Source organism: Citrobacter sp. S46_ASV_140, from assembly GCF_018919545.1.
In the GTDB taxonomy this organism is placed as follows: Bacteria; Pseudomonadota; Gammaproteobacteria; order Enterobacterales; family Enterobacteriaceae; genus Citrobacter; species Citrobacter braakii.
Genome location: NZ_JAHLRC010000020.1, coordinates 1 through 12,260, shown reverse-complemented (window position 1 = coordinate 12,260; position 12,260 = coordinate 1). Strand labels below are relative to the sequence as shown.

Below are 12,260 nucleotides of genomic sequence, written 5' to 3'. Positions count from 1 at the left end.
CTTAGCGTGAGCATAGGCAAGCGGTATTTTTCCGGCGTTTTTATTTTTATAAAATCGTGCTCCCGGTAATGGTTTGCTGTTTTTTATCGGTACTTAATGAGCGGCGCTATGGCTTTGGTTGATGGAGCGAATCATCGATTGTTTGGCTGAATTCAAATGGTTACAGAGCGCCAGGGTGGCATCCAGGTCGCTGCGGCAAATCAGTGCGCTGAGGATGGTCATATGCTCATCAATGGCAATGATATTGCGCTGCTTGAGGTCGCTTTCATCCCACTGATAATGAAAGTGGAAAATCACGGAGATGATTTCAAGTGATTGATTAAAAAATATATTATCTGCTGCGGAGAGCAGTAAAGCATGAAACTCACGGTCTAACTGCGAGAACATACGAAAGCTGCTGCCGATGCTGTCGCGCAGGACCCGGTGACGCTCCAGCAGTGTTTTAGCCTGCAGCCAGCGCGGGTCATCGTCGGGCAGATTGAGAAAATGCTGCAGGGAATGGGTTTCCAGCATCTCTCTGAGTTCAAACAGCTGTTCCGCATAGGCCTGATCGAACTGCTTCATGCTCCAATGGCCGCGTTTTTCGTTTTTGATCAGATTGTAACGTTCGAATTTTAAAAGATATTCTCTCACCACCACCGGGCTGACCCCTGCAGCTCTGGCAAGCTGAAGTTCGGAGAAACTCTCCCCTGCGCGTAGCTGACGCTGGTTGATCATGGTGAAAAAAGCCTGCTCAAAAATCCGGTTTTGCTCAGTCATGGAGGCGGTGGTACAGGCAAAACCGTCGTCATGGTCGGGTTTACGTACGATGACATAGTGGCTGCCGACCTGGGTCAGCACGCCGCACTCGCCTAAGTGGCTCAGCATATGGCGCACGGTGGTGCGGCTGATGTTGTACATCTCCGCCAGCGCGCTTTGCGACGGGAGGGGGGAAGGGATATGACCACGCGCCATATCATCGATTATCTGGTTAATCACATTGTGGCGTAAGTTCTGTGAACGGCTCATGGCTTCTCCTTTTTGCGTATTAAAACCCGATTTAAAACATTTTTATGCGCTGGGATTCACAGATTGTGTTTCTGCTTTCTCCGGCTTTTTTATTTTCGTTGATATCTGAGGCAACAAAAAAACAGGAGAGCAGAATCATGTCTACGATGAATACGTTGATTTGCCAGGAACCTAAAAAATTAGTCTGGAAAGAGCGTGAAATACCTATTCCGGGTGAGGGTGAAGCATTAATAAAAATTAAATCAGTCGGGATTTGTGGGACCGATATTCATGCCTGGGGCGGCAATCAGCCATTTTTCAGCTATCCACGTGTGCTGGGTCATGAAATATGTGGGGAAATTGTCGGGCTGGGCAAAAATATACAGAATCTGAAAAATGGTCAGCAGGTGGCGGTTATTCCTTACGTGGCCTGCCAGCAGTGTCCGGCCTGTCTGAGCGGGCGCACTAACTGCTGCGAGAAGATTTCGGTGATTGGCGTGCATCAGGATGGCGGCTTCAGCGAATACCTGTCCGTACCGGTCACCAACCTGTTGGATGCGCAGGGAATTGATCCGCAGGCGGCGGCGCTGATTGAGCCTTATGCCATTAGTGCGCATGCGGTACGCCGGGCGGTGGTGGCTCCGGGTGAGCAGGTGCTGGTGGTCGGTGCCGGTCCGATTGGTCTGGGCGCGGCGGCGATTGCCAAAGCCGATGGCGCACAGGTGGTGGTCGCCGATACCAGTCCGGCTCGCCGGGAGCATGTGGTTTCCCGGTTGGGGCTCCCGGTTATCGATCCGTCTGCAGAAGATTTTGATGCGCAGTTGCGTGACCAGTTTGGCGGTTCGCTGGCGCAAAAGGTCATTGATGCCACGGGCAATCAGCATGCGATGAACAACACGGTGAATTTGATTCGCCATGGCGGCAGCATTGTTTTCGTTGGGCTATTCAAAGGCGATTTGCAGTTCTCCGATCCGGAGTTCCACAAGAAAGAGACCACCATGATGGGCAGTCGCAACGCCACACCGGAAGATTTCGCCAAAGTGGGCCGCCTGATGTCGGAAGGCAAACTGACCGCCGACATGATGCTCACGCACCGTTACGCGTTTGCCACACTGGCAGAAATCTACGAACGGGATGTGATTAACAACCGTGAGCTGATTAAAGGCGTGATCACGTTCTGAGAGGGTAAATGCGATGAAGACATTGAATCGACGTGATTTTCCGGGGGCAAGCTACCCAACGCGCGTGATCCAGTTTGGTGAAGGGAATTTCCTGCGAGCGTTTGTCGACTGGCAACTGGATATCCTCAACGAGCAAACCTTTCTGAACGCTGGCGTGACCATCGTTCGCCCGATCAATACCGATTTTCCACCGTCGCTGAATACCCAGGACGGGTTGTACACCACGCTTATTCGCGGTCTAAACGCGCAGGGCGAAGCGGTGAGTGAGGCGCGGCTTATCCGTTCCGTGAATAACGAAATCAATCCGTATCAGGACTTCGCGGCGTATCTGGCGCTGGCCCACAATGCGGATATTCGCTTTGTGTTTTCGAATACCACCGAAGCTGGAATTAGCTATCACGCGGCAGACCGGGTCGATGATGCGCCGCCGGTAAGCTTTCCGGCTAAACTGACGCGTCTGCTGCTGGAGCGTTTTAATCATTTTGAGGGCGCAGTGGATAAGGGCTGGGTCATTATCCCGTGCGAGCTTATCGACTATAACGGTGAGGCGCTCAAAACGCTGGTACTGCAGTATGCGCAGGAGTGGCAACTTCCCCCGGCGTTTGCCGACTGGGTGGCGACGGCAAACACCTTCTGTTCCACGCTGGTCGACCGCATTGTCACCGGCTACCCGCGAGAAGAAGCCGCCGCGCTGGAAGCTTCGCTTGGCTATCACGATGCGTTTCTCGATACCGCGGAGCATTTTTACCTGTTTGTGATTCAGGGGCCGCAGTGGCTGGCCGAGGAGCTGAAGCTGGCGCAGTGCCCGCTGAACATACGGGTAGTGAGCGATATCAAACCGTACAAAGAGCGTAAGGTCGCCATTCTCAATGGCGCGCATACGGCGTTGGTGCCGGTGGCCTGGCTGTGTGGCCTGGAGACCGTCGGCGAAGCGATGCAGGATGCCGATGTCCGTCACTTTGTCGAGCGGGCGATTAGCGAGGAAATTATACCGGTATTGGATCTCCCGGCGGATGAACTGCGTGAATTTGCCGACGCAGTGAGTGGGCGTTTTCAAAACCCCTACATTCGTCACCAGTTGCTTTCCATTGCGCTTAACGGGATGACCAAATTCCGTACCCGAATTTTGCCGCAACTGCTGGCGGGCCAGCAAAATGGGCGCTGGCCCGTGCGGTTAACGTTCGCCCTCGCGGCGCTGCTGGCGTTTTATCGCGCAGAGCGGGAGGGAGAACGCTATCCGATACAGGATGATGAGCAGTGGGTTAGCCTGTATGCCAGTCTGTGGCCGCGAGTTGGCAAAGATTTAACGCTGCGTGAACTGGTGGATACTGTGCTCGGCGATGCGGCGCACTGGGGTGAAGATTTGACGTTGCTGCCCGGGCTTGCCGGGCAGGTGACGGCAAACCTGGAAATGATTCTGGTGCAGGGTATGCGCCAGACAGTGAAAAGTCTGGAATAAGGTTGCCATGCAGCGCCCGGTGTGGTGTTGGGCGCTGTTTTTTTTCTGACAATAAATGCGGCTGGCTGTAAGGCTGATAAGCGAAGCGCCATCAGCCATTTCATGTTACGAGCCCTGAGCGACCACTTTGATTTCAACCATCCCGATCCCCAGCTTACGCGGCGAGTGGCCGAGAATATTGCCCTCGTTGGTGGCGACCGGATCGGGCGGGACAATCACCAGCGTATCGGCATCTGCCGGGTTATCAAAATGCAAGGTTGTGGTAGTGACATCATGGCCTAACACCAGCGTCTGTTCCTCGCGGCCAACGCGCACGGGAATAGGACGATTGGCATTGTCGCCGAAGGCTTTCGCGGTGATGACCAGATCGAATTTCTTCGGCAGCGGGGCCTTGTACTCGATGGTCACCTCTTTGCTGAGCTGCGCATTGGACCAGCGCCCCCAGGATTCGGGGCGTGATATGCCGCTAAACTGTTTAACCTCTTCCGGCGCGCCCGCCACGTTGAAGACGAAGCTGTCGGCTTTGTAGCGAATGTCGTTATCGACAATTTTCAGCGTATCAACGTTACCTTTGTAGCGCTCCATGTCGATCACCGTGTCTTTGAACACGGTTTTACTTTTCCATTTGGCTTTGTCGACGTGCTGCACGATTTGCTGTCCGCCTAACTGGCCTTGCGATACGCACCAGTCGGTGGAGAGCGCCAGCTCCGGGGCCCATAGCTGCGCCATTTTGTAGCAGCGATCAACCCAGACAAAGTTATCTCGCGGCGCGAAATCTGCCAGTTGGAAGCGCAGCGGGGCCGAGTATTCGCTTTCCGGCAGCGGCTCGACGCGTTTGTCCGATACGCGTAGCAACAACGGCAGGCGGAAATGGCTGCCGGAGAAAGAGATCATGTTTTTGTCCTGGTCGACGGTGAACTCTTTCATCTCTTTCGGAAAATTCCACAGGCGAATGATATCGGGCTTCCACGCCAGCATTTTTTCTTTGATGTTCAGGAACACTTCAGACACGGATTCGCTCGACAAACTGCTGCGGCCAAGACCGATAAAGTTATCGCCACCGAGAATATCCAGTACCGTTGCCCCGTTATCCATCGTGTTACGCTTCACCGCCAGCGTCTCCTGCTGTGGCTGGTCGCCGCGCAGCACGAAGAACAGGTTGTTGCGATCCTGCTTGTTCAGATACTTCCATGCGGTGTTGTTCATCGCCAGATGATCGGAAGAAACCACGATAACGGTATCTTTGAACCACGGTGAGGCTTTGATCTTATTGATAAATTCGGCAATGTTTTCCTGGCTGCAGCTGACTGCGCTGAAGGACTGGTTGGCCTTCCCGTCGATGTCATAACGTTTACGGTTGCAGCTACGTGAGATAAATCCGTCTGGATGATGGGTATCCACGGTCAGCGTAAACAGTGAAAAGCGCTGGCCCGAACGTGAAAGCTCTTCGAATTTTTTCCATGCTTCATCCAGCACGGTATCGTCGTAGAAGCCCCAGTCGTTGCGATAGGCTGGGTCCGCAACCACGCTTTTTAACTCTTCCGCACCGTAGAGATGATCAAAACCGTGAGATTTCAGGAACACGTCTTTGCCGGCAAAGCGCAGGTTGGCTCCCTGCACAAAGTAGTTTTGATAGCCGGAGTTTTTCAGGATATCGCCCAGACAGATATTGTTGGGGAAGAAGCTGGAGACCGACGCCGAGGCGTTGCCTTCAAACGGCGCAAATAGCGGAATACCACACTGGGAGGCGACCATGCCAGCGATGGTGTAATCGGTACCCGGCAGTTGCATGGTATTGCTGAAATCCAGACCTTCGTTTTTCAACGCACCGAGTTCCGGGGTCAGATCCGGAAACGCGTCGTTGTTAAAATAGGTGCGCTCGAGGCTTTCGCCATAGATATAAACCAGATTCAGCTTCGGGTTGGGAATCGTTTTTGACGGCTCTTTATAATAGGTTGGGAAATCCGGATCGCCATCGCGCGACTGCGACTTTACCAGTTCGGTTATCTGGTGAAACGCCGGGCTGGCATCTACGGAGGCCAGCGCCAGCAGCAGGGCCAGCAGACTGTAACCCACATGATGCGGATGATGGCGACGGCGGCGCAGAATCCAGCCGAGAGCGACAAAAACGGTCGTCAGGACCAGCGCAATCCCGACGCCAGGTAAGATATATTTTCCAATTCCCGCGCCGGTCAGGCTGTTGGTCAGCGTGTACAGAACCGCGTCATTGATACCGTCGCCGGTGAAATAATCACTGGCATACAGCGTGATATTCAAGACAATAAAAATCCCCAGCACCGTTAACGTGGCAGCAAACCACCAGGTATTGCGACCCGCTTTCCAGGCGTAAATCAGCACTGAAGCGAGAAACAGAGTAATGGAGATGAGTTCTGACAACGATCGATCCTCAGTTAACCGGGCAAACGCCAGGCAGGCTAATGATTTTGGGAAAGCACAATGTAATAGCGATGTTGCATTGCTGCAATTGTAGTGACATTAAATTACGTTGTTATTCAGAATTGGTTTAGATATGCGTGTTTTTTGCGGGGGATTTACTGATTATTTGACGTGTGAATTTTATGGGGAACAGGTTGATGCCGCGCAGGGTATACGCGGCATATCGTGCGTCAGGAAATGAAGTTCATACCCTGTTTTAACACCAGATCGCAGGCCTTGGTTTTTACCTGCTTCGCCAGCGAGCTGTTGCCAATTGTGTTCAGGTCCAGTTGTTGACCATCTTTGGCGTTGAGCAGCCCCTGAATGCCGTCCATATAGTTGGTGTCTTGTTTCTGCTCCGGAGCACTGAGGCCCAGTTTATCCAGCACCTGGTTTTTGACGTTCTGCGTGTCGGTGACCGAGGCCAGTTTCTGTTTCGCGCAATATTCCAGGATTCCGGCGGCGTTATTCATGCTGCTGGAGGTCAGCGACTGATTGCTGCCATTCAGTAGACTGGTCAGGGAAGAGAGCGACGAGCCGCCCTGCGAGCCGGAGCTTTGTTTGCTCAGTTCGCTGGCCGCGCTGGAGAGCGAATCCTGCCAGGAGGCGGCGAAAACGCTGGTCGAGATGAGCGTGCTGGCGGCAAGCGCACAGCACAGCAGACGTTTGGTTGTTTTCATCATTATATGCAACTCGTGTTATGCCTTTTCAGCGCAGTATAGCGCCGGCAGTCTTAGGAGTGGTCCTAATACGTTAATACTCTTTACCGGTTACCCGACTACGGTAGCTTTCCCAGTTAAAAATCACCCACAGGCTGTTGCCAAGGCGCATACGGTCCATTACCCGCTCGCCCAGCAGTTTGTTCATTTCGTCCATATTGCTGTTGGTCAACATACCGGTCGGGCGTTTTGAAGACGAGCGGCGATCGACGATCTGGTTGATGATCACCTTTTCATAGCGGGATTCGGTCTGCACGCCGATTTCGTCGATCACCAGCAAATCGACATTGCTGAGATCGTTGAGTAGCTGTTCTTCGCTGGTTTCACGGTTGCTGAAGGTATCTTTCATGGCTGACATAATGTCCGCAACGGTGATAATCAGCACCGACTTGCCGCGCAGCAGCAGTTCGTTGCAGATAGCGGCGGCCAGATGGTTTTTGCCGGTGCCGGGCTTGCCAGAGAAAATAAAGCTGGCGATGTTGCCGTCAAACTCTTCAACGTACTGGCGAGCTTTGCTCAGGGCGTTCATCTGACCTTCGCATTCCACCCGATAGTTATCGAACGAACAGTTCTGATGCAGTGGACGAATACCGGAACGGTTGAATGTGCGCTGCATTTTCATGGCCCGGTTTTCACGGGCCAGCGCTGCGGCGCGAATTTCACCTTGCTCTTTTTGCCATGCCAGCAGCTCCTCGCCCGTTTTAAAGGCTGGCTCGACATTAGCCGGCATCATTTTTTGCAGACGTTTCATCAGGTCGCCAACGTTTTTCATCGTTATCCTCTAAAACCCGGTGGAATATGGTTGTCAGGCTCGCTGACACTGTTCACATCGCGCTTCGGCATTCCGCCATTGCTGGCCCGGCCAATCTGGATGCTGCGTGCCAGTTTTTGCTGCCACTGAATATGGTGAAAGACTTTGCCTTCGGCCTGCCAGTAGGCGACAAATGAGGCCAGTTCCTCGGCGGTGACCGGTTCTCTTAACGCCACGCCCCACAGGGCGGCCTGGCGCTGAAAGTCGGCATCGGGCTGCCAGTCAGCGTACATCGCAAATTTCCCCATTGGCACGACAACGGGAGCGGTTTGCGGCTCTTCATAAAATTGTGCATCCAGCGTCACATCGCTTCCCGGGCGTGACAGCTTCTCTTCAAGCGCCAACAACTCGGCCAGTCGTGCAGGCGTCACCGCGTAAAATGCTGGCGCGTTATTGGCGAATACGGCTACGGCGCCGCCCGCAGACCTGGCCAGCACCGTATGGTGATCGTGTAGTAAGGCGTCAATGCTAGTGACGTCCGGCGTCAAAATTTTGCTGGGCATAATGTTTCTCAATACTGAACAACAACCGAGAAGGGGACTGCTTTTATAGTAACACAGAGAAGAAGGAGAGCAGCAGATGAGGGGGCGATTCCCCTCTCTGCGAGGAGCTAACAAAGCGTGCCGCTAAACGCGCGGGCGTTTGCGATACAGCCATAATCCCGGTACGGATAGCCCGATGGAGAGCGCTCCGACAATCGATGAGGCTTTCAGGAAATTGGTCAACAGCGTGATCATCAGCGCTTCGCTGTAACCAAAATGGCCGATTTTTACCGCCGAGATCATGGCGGTATAGGCAGAGATCCCAGGGAACATGGGGATTACTGCCGCAACGGTGAAGACTTTCGGATGCGCCAGATACCAGCGTGACCACTGGATCCCAATGCAGCCCACCAGTAGCGACGCCATAAAGGTTGACCATTCGATATTAAACCCTGCGCTCATCATCACCATTCGTGAACCATGGCCGAGAGCGCCGAGTAACGCGCACCAGGGGAGCGCCCGATGTGGTACGTTAAATACCATGGCAAAACCAAGCGCAGGTATTGCCGACAGGATCATGTCCTGCATTAGCGCCAAAATGAAATCGATCACGCCCATCCGCGCAGCCCCCATAAGGTCATCGACATGACTACGCCAATGCAGGTCGCCAGCGTCAGCAGACTGGCAATAGCCCAGCGAGCGAGCCCAGTATTAATGTGTCCCTTAAACATATCCGCGACGGAGTTGATCAACGGAAAACCCGGAACCAACAGCAGCACGCTGGCGGCCATGGCGATGGTTGGAGTGTGGTTAAACGTCGGCAACGTCAGCAGCAGACCAGAAATCGAGGTTGCCACAAACGCAGTAATGCAGAAGTTGATTTGCGGGTGCAAATGCCGGGACGCCAGAATCTGGCGAATATACATTGCCACCATACTGGCGAAAAAGGTGATCACCGCGCCATCCCATCCGCCATTATTGAGTTTACAAAAGCAGGCACAGGACAAGCCGACCATAAAGGCGACCAACCATCTTGGATAGCGCAGCGGCTTAATCTGGCTAAAGCGTTTCTCAACGCCTTTAACATCCAGCAGTTTGTGTTCCGCCAGAATAACGATGTGCTGCACCTCCGTCACGACGTGCATGTTAATTCCGCGATCCTGATTTTTTCGCGTTGAAGTCAGGCACTGCCCGTCTTTAATGGTGGTCAGGACGATGGCGTTAGAGGAGATAGCGCTTTCTACGCTATCCATGCCAAGCGCCAGCCCGAGGCGGGTGGATAGCTCGTCAACCAGCGCACTTTCTGCCCCATGCTGCAGTAAAAAAAGACCGCATTGAATACATAACCGTGTAACCGTTCGCTGTGACGACTGCTCTGTTTGCATGACTCGCTCTGACTGAAAAGGATCTCTTTGCGTGGCGGATGTCTTCTTTTTATCATGAAGCATGATCCTGTTGGCTCTGGCTAAGATCAATCTTTGCGTCGAAAAAAGATGCAGATTGTACGTCTGATGCGTTTGCATACCTCACTTGCTTATCAATAAAGACAGCGCTTATGAAAATGTAGTGCTATTTATCAGGATGGAAAATACGTAAGCAACGCTAACGATCTATTGTAGTTCTTTTAATTGTACAAAGAGTGTATTTATGAGTAATTATTGGCATGATGGTTCAATAGTTTGATGCTACTGGGATTGTAGCGGTGTAACTTTATTTATAAATAAAAGCCAAGGATAAACAATTCACCTCGTCTATTGTTTAGGGTTTCCTGTTAATTAATGTTTTTAATTTATCAGGGGATTTTTAATACGTGCGAATACGGACTGGTGAATGTGGAGGAGATATGTTGCCAGGACGCTGCAAAAACGCAATTATTATTAGTAAATTACCGATCGTACAAACCGGACTTAAAGGTGTAATGCAGGGGCAGTTCGCTGATTATGAACTTACCTACTGCCGCTCCGTCGAAGAACTGACGTTGCTGCAGCTGCGTTGTGCCGATTTGGTGATTGCTGACTTATCCGGAGACTGTAATCATCCACGTTCAGTCTGCGAACAGTATTATTCTTTATTATCTCAATACCGCGATATTCACTGGGTATTTCTCGTTTCTCGTGTTTTTTATCCGCTGGCCATTGAATTGCTGATGTGCCCTGTCAGTTCGCTGTTATCTGATGCCGAGACGATTGAAAGTTTGGTGAATGTTATTCACGCAGGAAATAGCCGTGCCGAGAGAATTAGCAAGTCGCTGCTCTCTCCGCCCGTGATGCCAGAATTAGCAGACCATAGCGCCCGCTCAATTGTACTTACCCTCTCGGAGAGGAAAGTGCTGAGACTCCTGGGAAAAGGTTGGGGAATTAATCAGATTGCGACATTGCTGAAGAAAAGCAATAAAACGATTAGCGCCCAAAAGAACAGTGCTATGCGCCGCTTGTCGATACATAGCAATGCAGAAATGTACGCCTGGATAAACAGTTCTCAAGGATCGCGAGAATTGAATTTACCTTCAGTTTATGGAGAAACCACGGAATGGAAAGCCGAAGCATCAAAAGAAACGTTGCGCTGGTAGAGAAGTGCGCGATGAGTAGCGTCGGTATTAAGAGCCTGTTTAATACCATGCCGGATAATCAATACGAACTTCATATCTTTTCGAGCCAGCCTGCATTTAGTCAGGTGATGTTAAAAACGTCGTTTTCGGCGGTTATTTTCTCCCTCTCTGCAATCAGAACCGATCGCAGGGCCGGGTTAGCTTATCTGACGGAATTGGCGGTAAATTTTCCGCGTATTCGCCGGGTGGTGATTGCTGATGATGACGCTGAAGCGCGATTAATCGGCTCTTTGTCGCCGTTGCCGTTAGATGGCGTTGTGAGCAAATCTTCTTCATTAACGGTACTGCAGGACGCGTTATTTACGGTATTGAACGGTCCCAACCGGGGAACCGAAGGTTCTAAAAACCATTGGTATATCAATCAAAGCCGTATGCTCAGTCCAACAGAACGAGAAATACTGCGCTTTATGTCGAATGGCTATTCAATGCCGCAGATCGCTGCTCAGTTAGAGCGGAATATTAAAACCATTCGGGCACATAAATTTAATGTGATGTCCAAGCTGGGCGTGAGCTCAGATGCCGGACTGCTGGATGCTGCAGATATCCTGCTGTACCTGCGTGCAGGTGAACCTGCACCTTTTCTACAGGCGGCTTCTTAACGGGTAATGTTAGATCGTTTCGTGCCGGGTTTCGTTATCGGCACGGAACGTGAATCATCCCTGACACACATCCACCCAGGTGGCGGAAGTCAGCTCAGCCATCCTTTCTGGCGTGATACGAACGGCGCTGTGGATGGCGCCTGCGGCGGGAAGCACTTCAGCGTAATGCTTCAACGAAACGTCGCAGTACACTGAAATCGGCGTTTCCAGTCCGAAAGGGCAAACGCCGCCAACAGGATGGCCCGTCGCGTTCACCACTTCATCGCTACTCAACATCCGGGCTTTGGCACCGAAAGTGCTCTTTAGCTTTTTGTTATCCAGTCGGGCATCACCTTTGGCGACGACCAGAATAATGTCGTTCTTGACCTTCAGAGAAAGCGTTTTCGCGATCTGGCCAGGTTCGACGTTATGGGCTTTCGCTGCCAGATCGACGGTAGCTGTGCTCTGATCTAATTCGATAATCTCAATATCTGGTGCATATTGCGCTAAAAATTGGCGTACTGATTGCAAACTCATTCTTCTCTCCAAATCGCCTACAGGTAGCTCCATACAGCAGAAAACCGCATGGCGTAATTTGTCATAGGGGCAAGCTCGCTGTAAATATTTTAATGTAACAACATGGCAACATTGGCAGTTTTTCGATCGTCTTCACAATCAAAGAAACCGGTTACAGTAACCGGTTGCAGAATGCTCAAATGGCGATTAATACTGAAGTTGTCACTTCCTATGTATTACATAATAAGAGCCATCTATGAAACTGAACTCAAAATGCAGTAGCGCTGGCGTTCCTCCCGGCACGGTTGCGAAAAGCAGTAATGGGCTTTACGTGGTGGTGTTGATACCAGCACGGTTGCAGGGTTTTGCACAACGGGAGAACGGCTATGTCTACTAATCATGCTGTGTTTAATGTGATTTTCCGCTTCGTTGAAAATTACGTCAGCCCTGTTGCCGGGCGCATCTCTTCACAACGTCATGTGA

The 12,260-nt window shown here is 51.8% G+C and carries 13 protein-coding genes; 5 read left to right on the top strand and 8 right to left on the bottom strand.

The window, feature by feature from the left end; translation table 11 throughout:
- Window positions 1-93: 93 nt before the first annotated feature.
- Window positions 94-1,008: a GntR family transcriptional regulator gene (locus KQJ19_RS08130; protein WP_016151582.1), complete on the bottom strand. Its 915-nt coding sequence runs from the start codon at window positions 1,006-1,008 to the stop codon at window positions 94-96.
- Between the two features lie 137 nt (window positions 1,009-1,145).
- On the opposite strand from KQJ19_RS08130, the gene KQJ19_RS08125 reads away from it, so the two are divergent.
- Together KQJ19_RS08125 and KQJ19_RS08120 are read left to right on the top strand one after the other, a co-directional pair.
- Window positions 1,146-2,168, top strand: coding sequence for a zinc-binding alcohol dehydrogenase family protein (locus KQJ19_RS08125; RefSeq protein WP_141875876.1), 1,023 nt, complete (start codon window positions 1,146-1,148; stop codon window positions 2,166-2,168).
- 13 nt (window positions 2,169-2,181) lie between these two features.
- Window positions 2,182-3,627 carry a tagaturonate reductase gene (locus tag KQJ19_RS08120; RefSeq protein ID WP_216403524.1) on the top strand — a complete coding sequence of 482 codons (1,446 nt, stop codon included), beginning with the start codon at window positions 2,182-2,184 and terminating at the stop codon, window positions 3,625-3,627.
- A 105-nt stretch (window positions 3,628-3,732) separates the two neighbouring features.
- On the opposite strand, the gene opgB is transcribed toward KQJ19_RS08120, so the two are convergent.
- The 6 genes from opgB to KQJ19_RS08090 all read right to left on the bottom strand — a co-directional run bounded on the left by opgB (window position 3,733) and on the right by KQJ19_RS08090 (window position 9,460).
- Window positions 3,733-6,024 (bottom strand): phosphatidylglycerol--membrane-oligosaccharide glycerophosphotransferase, encoded by a 2,292-nt coding sequence (opgB, locus tag KQJ19_RS08115; RefSeq protein ID WP_047500100.1) that lies wholly within the window; start codon window positions 6,022-6,024, stop codon window positions 3,733-3,735.
- A gap of 230 nt (window positions 6,025-6,254) precedes the next feature.
- Window positions 6,255-6,746, bottom strand: coding sequence for a DUF2501 domain-containing protein (locus tag KQJ19_RS08110; RefSeq protein WP_016151586.1), 492 nt, complete (start codon window positions 6,744-6,746; stop codon window positions 6,255-6,257).
- A gap of 70 nt (window positions 6,747-6,816) precedes the next feature.
- The gene (dnaC, locus tag KQJ19_RS08105) at window positions 6,817-7,554 is read right to left on the bottom strand and encodes a DNA replication protein DnaC (RefSeq protein WP_016155623.1); all 738 of its coding nucleotides are present in this window, start codon (window positions 7,552-7,554) and stop codon (window positions 6,817-6,819) included.
- 2 nt (window positions 7,555-7,556) lie between these two features.
- Complete coding sequence (gene dnaT, locus KQJ19_RS08100; protein WP_016151588.1) at window positions 7,557-8,096, bottom strand: primosomal protein DnaT; 540 nt, start codon at window positions 8,094-8,096, stop codon at window positions 7,557-7,559.
- Window positions 8,097-8,219: 123 nt separating this feature from the next.
- Complete coding sequence (locus KQJ19_RS08095) at window positions 8,220-8,693, bottom strand: threonine/serine exporter (RefSeq protein ID WP_016151589.1); 474 nt, start codon at window positions 8,691-8,693, stop codon at window positions 8,220-8,222.
- Entirely contained in the window at window positions 8,684-9,460 is a 777-nt protein-coding gene (locus tag KQJ19_RS08090) for a threonine/serine exporter ThrE family protein (protein ID WP_016155624.1), read from the bottom strand. The genes KQJ19_RS08095 and KQJ19_RS08090 overlap by 10 nt, the downstream gene beginning before the upstream one ends.
- A 458-nt stretch (window positions 9,461-9,918) precedes the next feature.
- On the opposite strand from KQJ19_RS08090, the gene KQJ19_RS08085 reads away from it, so the two are divergent.
- Together KQJ19_RS08085 and bglJ are read left to right on the top strand one after the other, a co-directional pair.
- Window positions 9,919-10,644, top strand: coding sequence for a response regulator transcription factor (locus tag KQJ19_RS08085; protein WP_016151591.1), 726 nt, complete (start codon window positions 9,919-9,921; stop codon window positions 10,642-10,644).
- Complete coding sequence (gene bglJ / locus KQJ19_RS08080; protein ID WP_029139757.1) at window positions 10,605-11,282, top strand: DNA-binding transcriptional activator BglJ; 678 nt, start codon at window positions 10,605-10,607, stop codon at window positions 11,280-11,282. The genes KQJ19_RS08085 and bglJ overlap by 40 nt, the downstream gene beginning before the upstream one ends.
- A gap of 54 nt (window positions 11,283-11,336) precedes the next feature.
- Here the strand turns inward: bglJ and KQJ19_RS08075 are convergent, their stop codons facing one another.
- Entirely contained in the window at window positions 11,337-11,798 is a 462-nt protein-coding gene (locus KQJ19_RS08075; RefSeq protein WP_016151593.1) for a YbaK/EbsC family protein, read from the bottom strand.
- 365 nt (window positions 11,799-12,163) lie between these two features.
- On the opposite strand from KQJ19_RS08075, the gene KQJ19_RS23970 reads away from it, so the two are divergent.
- Window positions 12,164-12,260: hypothetical protein (locus KQJ19_RS23970; protein WP_253296329.1), on the top strand; the 97-nt coding region annotated here is incomplete at its 3' end.